This window comes from Terriglobus tenax (genome assembly GCF_025685395.1).
In the GTDB taxonomy this organism is placed as follows: domain Bacteria; phylum Acidobacteriota; class Terriglobia; order Terriglobales; family Acidobacteriaceae; genus Terriglobus; species Terriglobus tenax.
The window spans coordinates 1,285,646-1,298,683 of record NZ_JAGSYA010000003.1 but is presented as its reverse complement, the minus strand read 5'-3'; the positions used below and the strand labels follow the sequence as shown (position 1 = coordinate 1,298,683).

At 58.7% G+C, this 13,038-nt stretch carries 7 protein-coding genes; 4 read left to right on the top strand and 3 right to left on the bottom strand.

Features of this window, described 5'->3' with window-relative positions; all coding sequences use genetic code 11:
* Positions 1 to 171 precede the first annotated feature (171 nt).
* Positions 172 to 2,013, top strand: a complete 1,842-nt coding sequence (gene ggt, locus OHL13_RS05305) for a gamma-glutamyltransferase (RefSeq protein ID WP_263409061.1) — start codon at positions 172 to 174, stop codon at positions 2,011 to 2,013.
* A gap of 150 nt (positions 2,014 to 2,163) precedes the next feature.
* On the opposite strand, the gene OHL13_RS05300 is transcribed toward ggt, so the two are convergent.
* Complete coding sequence (locus tag OHL13_RS05300; RefSeq protein ID WP_263409060.1) at positions 2,164 to 5,118, bottom strand: TonB-dependent receptor; 2,955 nt, start codon at positions 5,116 to 5,118, stop codon at positions 2,164 to 2,166.
* Between the two features lie 618 nt (positions 5,119 to 5,736).
* On the opposite strand from OHL13_RS05300, the gene OHL13_RS05295 reads away from it, so the two are divergent.
* The 3 genes from OHL13_RS05295 to OHL13_RS05285 all read left to right on the top strand — a co-directional run bounded on the left by OHL13_RS05295 (position 5,737) and on the right by OHL13_RS05285 (position 10,153).
* Positions 5,737 to 7,635 carry a pyrroloquinoline quinone-dependent dehydrogenase gene (locus tag OHL13_RS05295; RefSeq protein ID WP_263409059.1) on the top strand — a complete coding sequence of 633 codons (1,899 nt, stop codon included), beginning with the start codon at positions 5,737 to 5,739 and terminating at the stop codon, positions 7,633 to 7,635.
* Between the two features lie 19 nt (positions 7,636 to 7,654).
* Entirely contained in the window at positions 7,655 to 9,019 is a 1,365-nt protein-coding gene (locus OHL13_RS05290) for an amidohydrolase family protein (protein WP_263409058.1), read from the top strand.
* Positions 9,020 to 9,196: 177 nt separating this feature from the next.
* A complete protein-coding gene (locus tag OHL13_RS05285) occupies positions 9,197 to 10,153 on the top strand; it encodes a LysR family transcriptional regulator (RefSeq protein WP_263409057.1) in 957 nt (318 codons plus the stop codon).
* Here the strand turns inward: OHL13_RS05285 and OHL13_RS05280 are convergent.
* A complete protein-coding gene (locus tag OHL13_RS05280; protein ID WP_263409056.1) occupies positions 10,068 to 11,432 on the bottom strand; it encodes an MFS transporter in 1,365 nt (454 codons plus the stop codon). The genes OHL13_RS05285 and OHL13_RS05280 overlap by 86 nt on opposite strands.
* Positions 11,433 to 11,554: 122 nt before the next feature.
* Positions 11,555 to 13,006, bottom strand: coding sequence for a lanthionine synthetase LanC family protein (locus OHL13_RS05275; RefSeq protein WP_263409055.1), 1,452 nt, complete (start codon positions 13,004 to 13,006; stop codon positions 11,555 to 11,557).
* Positions 13,007 to 13,038: the final 32 nt, after the last annotated feature.

Genomic DNA, 13,038 nt, shown 5'->3' with positions numbered 1-13,038 from the left:
ACTTCCTTGCTGGGCATGATTAGATTTTTGTGGCTACAAAGATATGATTCTGAGCCGCTTATCACGCCGATAGAAAGTATTTGTTCACCGGCAAACTTCCGTCTACGATGGCCGCACACCGACTGGAACATTACCCGACAAAAACATAGACAACGTTAGGAGTTTCGCTTCATGAAACGTCGCCATCGTGCCGCACTTACACTCGGCGTTGCAGCTGTCTCCCTTGCCTGCACTGCTCCGCTCGTAGCCCAGGATCCCGATGGTGGAGGTGGACGCGGACGTCCTCTTCCGGCGTATCGGCCGAATGTTCCTGCCATTCACGGCATCGTCACCGCCGGCCATCCACTCGCAGCCTCCGCGGGTCTGCAGATGCTGCTGAAGGGCGGCAACGCGTTTGATGCGGCCATGGCCGTTGGCACCACCCTGAACATGATGGAGCCGCAGATGAACTCCATCGCTGGCAACGGCTTCATGACCCTCTACAACAAGAAGACCGGGAAGGTGGAGTCGCTTGCCATGGCTGGCGCGGCGCCGCTTGCCCTGAAGGCGGAAGAGATGACTCCCGAAGCTCTGGACTGGGGCATCAAGGCCGGCCTGCCCCCGGGCAACATCGGCGGCTACCTTGTGCTGTTCCAGAAGTACGGCACCATGAGCCTGAAAGACACCCTGGCACCTGCGATTGATTATGCCGAGCATGGCTACCCCATGGACCGCACCCTGGCCGCCGCAATTGCCGGTGCACAGAAGCGCCTGATGCAGGCACCTACTTCAGCAAAGCTCTTCTATCCCGAGGGCAAGGTTCCTAAGGCCGGCGACACCTTCAAGAATTCGGACCTGGCCAACACGCTGAAGAAGCTTGTCGAAGCCGAGCAGGCTGCGCTCAAGAAAGGTAAGTCGCGTCAGGAAGCCATCCAGGCTGCCTATGACCGCTTCTACAAGGGAGACATTGCCGATGAGTTCGCACGCTTTTTCAAAGAGAACGGCGGCCTGATCACCAAGGCGGACATGGCTGCCGTAAAGCCTGAATGGGCTGAGCCCGTACACATCAACTATCGCGGCTACGATGTCTACAGTAATCCTGCTTCCAGCCGCGGCGGCTTTGAGCTGGCCATGGCGCTGAACCTGGTTGAACCTTACGACCTTGCCAAAATGGGCAACCTGAGCCCGGAGGCACTTAACCTGGAGATGGAAGCCATCAAGGTATCGAAGGCCGACATCTACCACTACGTGGCCGACACACGCACCACCAGGGTTCCCACGGCACAGCTCCTCTCCAAGCAGTTCGCCGCAGAGCGCGGCAAGCTGATCCAGCCCGGCAAGTCCGTTGCCTATCCCTCGTGGGGAGAGCTTCCGAAGGACACCACGCAGGCTGCTCTCGAGAAGCCCAAAGGGCCGCTTTACAACGATGACTATGAAATTGAGCGCGATACTACCAGCTTCTCCATCGTCGATCCCTTCGGCAATGCCGTTGCCTGCACGCCCACTATCGGCGGCGGTTTCGGCAATGGTGTCGTCGTGGGTAATACCGGGCTGCTGCTGAACAACGGCATGCGGCTTGGCTCTTCGTCTCCCTACCCTGACAACGTGAATTATGTGAAGCCTGGACAACGTCCGCTGCTGAACAACGCTCCTGTCATCGTGCTGAAAGACGGCAAGCCTGCGTTCGTCTACGGGACTCCCGGTGGCGAGACGATTGGCCAGACCGAGTTTGAGATGCTGGTCAACCTGATCGATTTCAAGCTGCCGGTGCAACAGGCGGTGGAGAATCCCCGATTTGCCGTCGATGCCAAACCGAACTTCTATAAGCCGGGCTCCGAGATCTCGATCACCATCGAAAACCGTGTTCCAGCCAAAACGATGGAAGCTCTGAAGGCCATGGGCTACATCTTGAAGCCCGGCGGTGACTTCACCGCCGCCGTCGGAGGTATGCAGGCCGTAGCCATCGATCCCGAGACGGGAGCCATGACCGCTGGAGCCGACCCTCGCCGCACGGGATATGCCATCGGCTGGTAACACAACGACTGCACCTCAAACACACAAAGGCCGGATCTTTTGATCCGGCCTTTATGCCTGTAAACGCTGCAAGCCCTTTCGTATCCGCAAAGAAAACAGGATGCGCCGCTCAAGGCGCATCCTGTGCAGGTATTGCCGGAGGGATACAGGTTAGTAGCGGACGCGAGCACCCCACTGCAACTGACGGGCAGGCAGGGCCGACGTCGGTTGCATGTAAGCAGTGGAGTTCATGTTTGCATTCTGCCCATACCGTGTGGGATGGTTGCCGAGGTTATAGCCCTCGAAGAATCCCTCAACCAGGTAGTGGTCGCCGAAATGGAAGGCCTTGGTGATACGGGCATCCCATGTGAGCGTTGCATCCGGAACGAGCTGGTCACGACGGATGGTGCCCCCACCGTAAGCAGCAATGGTGCAGCTTGAGGTGGAGTAGTAGAGATAACGGCACGGATTCGCACGGAACGCGTTGATCAGAGCAAGTTGCCCGGTCACATCGCCGCGTCCCACATACTGCGGAAGCCCCAGGGGGCGATCGTTGTTCGGAATACCGTCGCCATCCAGGTCAATGCCCGCCTGCGTCGAGAACGGACTGCCGGAAAGTCCGCGGAAGATGGTGCTGACGCGGAAGCCCTTCAGGAACTCCTTCGAAGCGAGCGAGACGCTGAGGTTGTTCGGCGTGTCGGTCGGGTTGTAGGAGTAGTTCTGCGGCGTACGCATCGTACCGACGTACTGCGAGTAATAGGTCAAGGCATCAATGATGCTGCGCGAGTAGGTGTAGGAGATGACAGCCGTATCCAGAAACTTCGGTCGCGTGCGGTACTGCAGCTCCAGGGCATCGTAACGGGACTGGCCATTGTTATAGACAGAACCGAAGGTGGTGAAGCGAGGTACCGGGCGGCTGACAACGCCACCGGTCGGAACAGCTCCCGCCAGTTGTGTAATCACACCGCTGGCTGGCAGGTTCAGATCGCGCGTGGCAATCTCCTTCGTGGAATGGTCATGAACGAAATTCAGGTTGAGCGATGACCTGGAATCGATCTGCCAGCCGATGCCCGCGGAGAAGTTCATCGAAGAAGGCAGGCTGAAATCGTTCGCCAGGGTGTTGGCTGCACGAGCTCCGCCCGAGTTGACGTAATCCTGCAGCGACTGACCACCAAGAACGGCGGTGACATTCGGATAGTTTCTCAACTGCTGAGGATTAGTAATACGGACGGCCGCACCCAGGGTCTGCGTCTGGTCCTGCAGCGCCCAGTAAGGACGCATGCGCGTGTAGTAGATGCCGAAGCCGCCACGGATGACCAGCTTGCCACGGCCATCCACGTCATACGCAAAACCAATGCGGGGCTGCAGTCCACCCACCCAGTCCGTACCGCGGCTCGGGGAGATGAAGTTATTCACACCGGCAAAGAAGGGATTGATCAGCAGGTTGTTGTAGAACTTGTTGTTCCGCAGGTTCGAGTTGAAGTCATAACGAAGGCCCAGGTTGAGCGTCAGGCGCGGAAGGACCTTGTAATCGTCCTGCACAAAGCCGGTGTATTGCAGCTGGCGATAGAAATACTCACCCGGGGTCTGCATGGTGAAGACCGTCGGCCAGGTGGCCGAGTTGTTCGCATCAAAGGGCGCTTCCGTCGTGAAGGTGAACTGGCCCGTTTCGTAATAGTGCGATTCGTAGGTGGAATACACCTTCGTTAGCTCCGCACCCAGCTTCAACTGATGCTTGGCGTTGGAGAGAAACAACGTATCGCTGAGCGTATGGTTCGTGCGCGGGAAGTACTGCGGCAGCGTGTTGTTCTGTCCAAAGGTGTAACCCGGACGCACGATATTCAGGTTGTTGTTCCCAGGCGTCGAGAACAGATTGTGATTCAGGTAGGCGTAACGAGCCGTGTTCACCATCCGGGGCGAAAGGATGTAGTTATCTTCCAGCACAAGGCTGTGCGCAATGCTGTTGTCGGTCGTATTGCTGGCCGAGTTCTGCGGTCCGCCGTTCGGCAGGAACTGGTGATCGTAGGCATAGCGGCCATACGCCGTGTGCTTGTCAGAAAAGGTGTGATCCACCTTCACATCCGCAATCGACTCCCATTGCGTGTAGGGATAGTTGCCATTCAGCTGGGATGCGTAGGGGTTACTCGCGGGAAGAGCGGTTACCTGAGCGGTATTGATACGCACATATTCAAAGCTTCCGAAGAAGTGCGTGCGATCGATCTTGGGAACAGGGCCGCCCGTTGTGGCGCCTGTACGGAGAAGCTTGTACGGAGGCATCGACGTGGCCAGTGCATTGACGGCATTGACGGAGGCATCGCGGCCAAAGTAGTACGTCGTGCCGTGATACTTCTCGCCACCGGCAAGGGTAACCACGTTGACCACCGCATTCATGGCCTTACCGTATTGCGCATCGAACTGGTGCTGGAAGACCTTGAATTCCTGGATCGCATCCTGCGAGATGTTGATAATCGGAGCGCCCCAGGTCGAGTCGTCCAGCGGAGTTCCGTCGATGATGGTCGTATAGCCGTTGCGCTGGTCAGCAACACCGCCGAACTTCGACACGGCAAACTTCTGTGTCACGGCCATGGCGGCTACAGGCGCTACACCCGGCATCGTCTGCGCAATGGCAAGGAAGCTGCGGTTCAGTACTGGCAGCGCCGCAAGTTGGCGGTTGTCAATAATGGAGGAGGGCTGCGACTTGGTGGTTTCAATCAAAATATCGGCGCCACCGGCCTCAACCGAAACAACCTCGGAGGTTCCGGCTGTTCCCAGGTCGATATCGGTCGTCAACTCTGAGCCGACAAGCAACTCGACCGTCTTCTTGGTCGTGCCAAAGCCTGCGGCCTGGGCCGTCACGCTGTACTGTGCGGGCGGCAGATTAACGGCGCGATACTCGCCCTGCGTTCCGCTGGTCAGCACGCGGGATTCACTGGTCGCGAGGTTGGTGATGGTCACGGAGGCACCGGCGATGACGGCTCCTGTTGTGTCCTTCACTGTTCCGGATAGATTTGCGCCAACCTGCGCATGGGCGCTTGCGGCGGCAAGAATACCAACCGCAAAAAGAAGTATCGACCGGACGACGGGGCGTCTGCACAAGCCTGAAAAGAAGCGGGACAAATGCGGCATAAGGACTCTCCTGAATTGCTTTTGAACGCACGGGGCCTTCGGGCTGAACAGAGCAATCGCTCCGGCCCCTTGGACGGTTTGGAAATACTCATATGAACCACGACGCGATGCGTGGCTGTTATCAATCAATTTGGTTGAGACTGCTACGTCTTGGTGGAAACACCTGCACTGCCGGCTCGATACCTAAGGGGATCATCCGATTCATCGAATCGAGCCGGGACCGAAGGGCACGCAGTTTGCGTTTCTTAGAGACAACAGCGACATGGACGACAGAGATTCATCGCATTCACGTCGATTCTTGCTGGCCCTTTTTTCATGGATGAGTGGATAGTAGCTGTGATTCCGGTGCAGGTCTAATTCAAAGATTTTTCATCTCCATAGCGATTGTTATTGATTAAGGAGTCATCCCTTCCCTCAATCAACACTCGCTATAGCCTCCACAAAAATTTCGATTAGACGCAGTCCCTGCTTCTGTTTATGGTTTGCACACACGCACGTTCCCATCTGTGATGCGAAGGCCCCCTCTCAGCATCTGAGCGCCTTTTGTACGCACACTACTGCCACACGTCTTTACGACAAGTCGCCGTGGACACTATTCCACGAGGAGATACGACGCACATGTGTTCCACCCTTATCAGAAGAACAGCCGCCACCGCCGGCCTGATCCTCGCCGTGGCCACCGCCGGCGCGCAGACGGTTGACTGGCCTTATTATGGCGGCGACCAGGGAGGCATGAAGTACTCTGCCCTGACACAGGTCACCAAGCAGAACGTCAGCTCGTTGAAGCTGGCATGGGAGTGGAAGACCGGGGAGAAGGACCTGAAAGAGTACGGCGTCAAACCCGGCGTCTTCGAGGTAACGCCGCTCGTTGTGGAAGGTACGATGTACCTGGTCACACCCTACAACAAGGTTGTTGCCCTGGACCCGGTCACAGGTAAAGAGAAATGGAGCTATGACCCTGAAGCCTACAAGGGCGGGCAGCCGCCGAACGGTACAGGCTTTGTGCATCGCGGCCTTGCCGTGCGCAAGGATACAACGACGGGCAAACTCTCCATCTACCTGAACACACGCTCGACGTTGCTTGCGCTTGATGCCGCAACCGGCAAACTGATTCCCTCTTTCGGCAAGGACGGCAAGGTCAATCTTCTGGAAGGTCTTCGCTGGGAGGTCGATCCCAAGCGCTATACCAACACCTCGCCACCTGTTGTCTATAAGAACCTTGTCATCGTAGGCAATGGTGTCGGCGATCGTTTGATGTACAAGAATGACCCGCCGGGAGATGTGCGTGCCTATGACGCCACCACAGGTAAGCAGATATGGTCGTTCCACACTGTGCCATGGACCGGGGAAGCTGGCGCCGAAACATGGAAAGACAACGCCAACGAATACACCGGCCATACCAACGTATGGGCCCCGATGACGCTGGACGACAAACGTGGGCTGCTCTATATGCCCGTAAGCACGCCGAGCAATGACTTCTACGGAGCCCGCCGCAAGGGCATGGGCTGGTTTGCAGACTCGCTGGTCTGCCTGGACGCCGCCACCGGCAAGCGCAAGTGGCACTATCAGCTTGTTCACCATGGCCTGTGGGACTACGATCCGCCATCGCCGCCCAGCCTGATCACCATCACCGTCAATGGCAAGAAGATCGATGCCGTCACAGAGCCCACCAAGCAGGGTTTCCTGTACACCTTCGATCGCGTAACCGGCAAGCCGGTATGGCCCATCCTCGAAAAGCCCGTGGAGCAGTCCACCATCAAGGGCGAAGAGTCGTGGCCGACTCAGCCTTTCCCCACTCTGCCGGAACCGTTTGCGCCGCAGGGCGTATCGCTCGACGATGCCTTCGATCTGAGCCCGCAGCTTCATGAAGAGGCCGTGGCCCGCCTGAAGACCATGAAGCTTGGACCACTCTACACGCCGCCGTCGTATGAGGGCACCATGATGCGGCCCGGCATTCTGGGTGGAGCGAACTGGGGTGGAGCCGCCTTCGACCCGCAGAGCGGCATACTCTACATCAAGGCCAATAACATGGCCGCCGTCGCCAAGCTCGGTGTCTTTGACCACACAGGCCCACGCGCCAAGGAAGTTGATTCCGACTACGTGACCGAGGGCCGCACCAACGGTCTCTTCCACGATGGCCTCCCCATTCTGAAGGGGCCTTACGGCATGGTCACCGCCATTAACATGAACACCGGCAAGAAGGTGTGGCAGGTTCCCTTTGGCGACGATGCCGAGATGCGCGCCAATCCCGCGCTGAAAGGTCTGAAGCTTCCGGAGAAGCTGGGAGCGGTTGGAACCATGGGTGCCGTTGCCACGAAGACCGGTCTTGTCTTTGTGGGTGGCGGCGATGCGGCCTTCCACGCGCTGGATGGAAAAGACGGCAAAGACCTGTGGACCTATGACACCAAGGTCCGCACCGGCGGCACGCCCATGATCTACATGATCAACGGCAGGCAGTACATTGCGATCGCGGTCGGCTCCGGAGATACCGCGAGCCTGATGGTATTCACGCTTTAGACACTGAGGGAGTAAACCTATGCATTCCATGTTTCGCAAACTGACGGTAGCCGCGGCCACGCTGGCGCTTGGCGCTACCGCTGTGCTGGCCCAGGCGCCCAAGAAGGTTGCGCTGGTAGGCGGCATGCTGATCACCGGCCGCGAAGAACAGCCTCTGCACCATGCCGCGGTTCTGATTGAAGGCAACCGCATCGTCGCGGTCGGCCCCATGGACCAGGTGAAGATTCCGGCGGACGCAACCGTGCTCGACACCACCAACAAGACCATGCTGCCCGGTCTGATCGATACCCACGTTCACATGGTGCTGGTCGGTCACGGCGACTATCCGCGTTACTTCAAGTGGCTGGACGATCACAAGAAGGACTATCCGCTCAGCCGTATTCTCGACATCTCCGCAAAACAGCTCATCCTCGCCGGCGTTACCTCCGGCGTCGATCTTGGTGCGCCCTTGCAGGAGATCCTCGACGTCCGCGAGCGCATCAAGAAGGGCATGCCCGGCCCTCGCCTGCAGGTCAGCGGCCCCTGGCTTACGCGCCATGTCGCGATCTTCCCTGCCAGCTACCAGCACGATGTCACCAGCCCGGCTGACGCTGCCGCATTCGTTGACAAGCTGGCGGATGCGGGCGTGGACGTCATCAAGGCCCACTCCGGCCTGACGCGCGAAGACTACTTCGCGCTGGTGCAGGAAGCCCACAAGCGTGGCATCAAGGTACACGCGCATATCTACGACGAGGAGTCGGTGCGCAATGCCTTTGACGCCGGCGTGGATATCCTGCAGCACGTTGGCTCGGCAGGCCTTCCGCCCTATTCTGAGCAGCTGCAGAACGACATCGCACGGTCCGGTCGTCCCGTCGTTCCCACCGTCTATCACCGTGCATGGCTCTACCCCGAGACGATCGACTTCCCCGAGCGTCTGGATGATCCCGAGTTCAAGGAAGAGCTGGGCGAACCGCTTTACTCCGAGATGATGGACTCATTCAAAAACTTTCCTAGCCTGGCCTACTTCCAGCGGGTCGACCGCGAGCAGTTCTTCGCGCAGAAGTCGCTGAAGCAGTGGATTGACGGCGGCGAGGTGGTCAGCATGGGCACCGACAACGGCACCCCGGCGAACTTCCATAAAGACGCCCTCTGGCGCGAGATGAAGGTCTTCGTCGATAACGGCATGTCACCGATGCGCGCCATCATCGATGCCACGCGCGTGAACGCCCGCAATGTGATGGGTATGCGCGACCTGGGCACGGTAGAACCCGGCAAGCTGGCCGACGTTATCGCCGTGGATGGCAACCCGCTTGCGGACATCTCCGTTCTGGGCCGCGTCGATGTGGTCGTCAAGGATGGCGTCATCTACAAAGGCGCACCTGCGCCAGCCGCAAAGAAAAAGTAGACGAGGAATCCAGCATTGGCTTCAGGTGCCGGTCTCCGGCACCTGATTTTTTATCCCCCTATTCGAACAAAATCCTGATTTAGGTTGACGAGGCGTATGAAATCTGCGATTTTTCAAATAATTCCTCGCACGAAGCCAGTAAAACCCCAAGCAATACAACAGACTCACGGAGGTAGGATGGATTTCCGCATCCGGCAGTTGGAGTATTTCCTCGTCCTGGCAGAACACCTGAATTTTGGCCGCGCAGCGCGTTCCCTCAGCATCGCGCAACCTACACTTTCGTTTCAGATCAAGTCTCTGGAGACTTCGCTCGGTGTCACCCTGTTTGACCGCACGCAACGTCGCGTTTCGTTGACCTCAGAAGGGATGCGCCTGCAATCGCACGCGCGCGTCATTCTGGAACAGACGCGGCGAGCCATGAGCGACATGGAAGAGCAGCCGCGCGAGCGGCTCACCATTGCCTGCGGCCCGGTCGGTCAACACACCGTTTTGCCGGATGTGCTGCGCGAGCTGCGCCTGCGTGACACCGGTCTGGATCTTGAAGTGATGATGCTGTCGCCTGAAGCCATGAAAATGGCCGCGGTCAACGGCACGGTCGATGCCCTGCTGATGACGCCTGACTGGCAGCTGCGCGGCATGGAGTTCACTCCCCTGCGCGCTGAGAAGCTCTCGGCCGTGCTTCCGGAGAAACATCCTGCCGTACAACGCGGCACTATCTCCATGGCAGAGTTCGCCACCAGCCCGATCTTCATCGCATCCGCAAAAGACTGCCACAAACATCGTGGCTTTGTCACCGGTCTGCTGGAGCAGCAGAACCTCACCGGTGAGCTGGTGGAAGCGCCGCTTGAAACCGGCATCCGCTATGCGATGATCGCCGCAGGCAAAGGTGTTGGTCTGGCCGCTGGATCGATGGCACGCGCCAACTTCCCCGGTATCCGTGTTATTCCGTTTGATCGCGCCATTCACAACATGGTGCTGGGTCTCATGTGGCAGAAAGGCAACGCCTCCCATGCGCTCGAACTCTTCCGGGAGGTCGTGGAGGATGTCGTCAGCACCCAGAATGCTGCATCGATCTCCTTCCCACATGCGCCTGTTGAAGCAGCGCCAGCGGAAGCGGCGTTGCGGCCTGCCTAGTGGGCGGCGCAATCGTCCGGTTCGGAAGGAAGAACAGAGATACGAAGCTGACGGCACACGCACCCAGCAGATACGCCGCTGGTGATCGCGGATTGCCTGTCATCTGGACAAGCCCGGAGTAGATCGCCGGAGCAAAGCCGCCAAAGGCCAACACGGCGACGTTATAACTTGTGGCAACCCCCACACTGCGCATCTGCGTCGGAAAGATACTCGCGATCACGTAGCTCTGCGGCGCACTGTAAATTGCACCCAGCACGGTAAGAATGCTGCATCCCACCAGCATGTGCATCACGGTTGGGTGCCGCGTCACCATCACGATCGCGGGCCACACCGCGAGGGTCAGCAGCACCAACGCTCCCATCATGATGCGGCGGCTGTTTTCCGGTGTGGAGATACGCGCCACCACCGGCACCACGATCATGTTGATCACGGAGGTGATGTACATCAACACAAACGGAGACCAGGCTGGCAGTCCCAGGTTGCTGCTGACAAACGCCGGCAGATAGACGCGAAAGTAAATATTGGCCGTCAACGCTGCAATGGTCGCGGCGGAAAGCACAATCATCGACCGGTAGTGATAGATGAGCCTCGCCGTCGACACGCGTGCCCGCTCACTGTTGAGAAACTCGTAACTCTCATTCAGATGACGGCGGATATAGATCCCGATGGGTGCAAGGAACAGCGGCATGGCCAGCATAAGCCGCCATCCCCAGCTTGCTCGATGCTCCGGCGTCAGATTCGTAAAGATTAGTCCTGCGGTCGCAGCCACAATGCCGCCCAGCCCCTGGCTGGCTAACTGCAGGCTGGCAAACAACGGCTTACGATGCGCCGGGCCCTGTTCCATCAGGTACGCGGTTGCGCTTCCCAACTCACCGCCCAACGCAAAGCCCTGCAGAATACGCGCCATCAGCACCAGTAGCGGTGCCCACAAACCGATCCTCGCGTAGGATGGCGTGGCAACCATCAATGCCGTGCCCACCAGCGTGATCTCCAATGTCAGCAGCAACGCGGCGCGGCGTCCTTTGCGGTCTCCATAGGCTCCCACGACAATGCCGCCGATAGGACGCACCAGATAGGAGATACCGAACAACCCAAAGGTCAACAGGATGGAGACTGCCGGGTTGTTATGCGGAAAGAAAAGGGGCGAAAGGGTCGTCGCCACAAACGCGTAGACCGTCACGCTGTAGAACTCAAGCGCGTTGCCAAAGCAGGCTGCAATCAAAACACCGACGGGCAGGGGTTGGCGCGAGACATCGGTATCAGGGCGCGATGGGTACATCTCGTCTCCGATCAGTTGGACATGTCTTCGGTAGCGTTCCGCGGGCCCGGCGTGGCGCTAGTGTAGCGCACCTGCGCTCGGGGCCCGGCAGAAAAGCTGATCCGTTTTAGCCAGAATGGCTTTTAGAGTGCGGAAATATGAGGGAACGGGTTGTCCGGCCAGACAATAGGCTGCCACGCCGTATGTTCCACCATCGCCGAGTGCAACAGCGCGCTTCCAATGCCGGCCGCGCCAAACGAATACCCCGTCTCCCATGTATCCTGCGGCGCCGGAACATGGCTGTAGTTATCGAACCAGCGGCTGCGATGCCCATGGAAGTCCATCTCTTCGATGGTCTCCCGGCCAATGCGGTTGACGGCCTGCGTGTAGCGCGTATCGCCCGTCACCTTGCCCATCCCCAGCAGAAACTCCATCACGCCGGCCTTGCCTGAGTGCTGGCACAGCGCATTCTCCTCCAGAGCGAGGGCGGTCAAAGGACGCTTCAACGCCCCAAGAATACCGTCGGCCAGCTTCTCTGACATCAGGAAATAGGCATTGTCCGAGGTGACCTTATGCAGTTGGTAGAACAAACGCGCCGTACCCGCCGCTCCCTGGCTGAAACCGATCTGAAAGTTCGACATCGTATCCGGCACGCAGTACGGAATCAGGACACCGTCCTTCTGACGGCAGGCCACCCGTTCAATACGGAATGCGCCTTCACGCGCAGCCTGCAGATAGTCGGCCTGCTCGGTATCTTCATAAACACGAGCCAGGGTGTAGGCAATCCCCGCAGTCCCATACTCAAAGTTCGGGATATAGGCACGCTCAGTGGAGTGGACCGGACGAGATGGCAACTCGCTCCAGGAATGATCGGCCGATCCATCGGTCTGCAGCGCTACCAGGCGGTCAGCCCCCTGGGCCGCCACCTTCCGGTAGCCCGGATCCTGCAAGGCCTGCGCGGCATTCAGCAGGTACAGAATCACGCTGCTGTCGCCCGCAATGCTCGATGTCTCCGACCAACTCACACCATCGCTGTCGCGCACGGCAGCTTCGCTCAAATAGCTGGTAATCGCATCCGCCGCCTGGCGCAGCGGCTCTTCCTTGCTGTAACTCCAGGTCTGCGTCAGCGCAAAACCCGCGCCTGCAAGCCCGTCATAAAAAGACAGCCGCGTTCCCGGAGCAACGGACGAATCATGCAGCATCTGCTGCCACGTAGCGGCCAGATACCGCGCTCCGCTCACCGCGTCATCAAGATAAGCGGGATCTCCGGTAGCGGAGTACATCTCCAGCAGGAAAAGCAGAATCCCCGCACTGCCGCGGCGAATGCTTCTGCTCTGCGCTGGCGGAAGTTCGCGGCTGGGATGAGTCGGATCGGGCAGCCAGTACTTCCCCTGCGCCGTCCTCATCTCACTCGCGCGCACCCATCGTGCCGCCTCCATCGCTCCGTGAAGCAACTCGTTGCCGGGCTGCACCGCAGCCATCTTCGTTGGAACCGCCAGGGCAGGCAAGGTGTAGCTTGCCGCCGCAGCGGCAAGCACACCCTTTAAAAAGGAACGTCTCGAACGATCTTGCTGTAGCAGATGGAACCGGGACATGGGGTCTTTCTCCTTTACATCCTTACTCGGCT

What these genes read in the sequence shown, in the direction of transcription:
- ggt (WP_263409061.1), top strand. Translation starts at nt 172, where the DNA reads ATGAAACGTCGCCATCGTGCCGCACTTACACTCGGCGTTGCAGCTGTC.
- OHL13_RS05300 (WP_263409060.1), bottom strand. Translation starts at nt 5,118, where the DNA reads ATGCCGCATTTGTCCCGCTTCTTTTCAGGCTTGTGCAGACGCCCCGTC.
- OHL13_RS05295 (WP_263409059.1), top strand. Translation starts at nt 5,737, where the DNA reads ATGTGTTCCACCCTTATCAGAAGAACAGCCGCCACCGCCGGCCTGATC.
- OHL13_RS05290 (WP_263409058.1), top strand. Translation starts at nt 7,655, where the DNA reads ATGCATTCCATGTTTCGCAAACTGACGGTAGCCGCGGCCACGCTGGCG.
- OHL13_RS05285 (WP_263409057.1), top strand. Translation starts at nt 9,197, where the DNA reads ATGGATTTCCGCATCCGGCAGTTGGAGTATTTCCTCGTCCTGGCAGAA.
- OHL13_RS05280 (WP_263409056.1), bottom strand. Translation starts at nt 11,432, where the DNA reads ATGTACCCATCGCGCCCTGATACCGATGTCTCGCGCCAACCCCTGCCC.
- OHL13_RS05275 (WP_263409055.1), bottom strand. Translation starts at nt 13,006, where the DNA reads ATGTCCCGGTTCCATCTGCTACAGCAAGATCGTTCGAGACGTTCCTTT.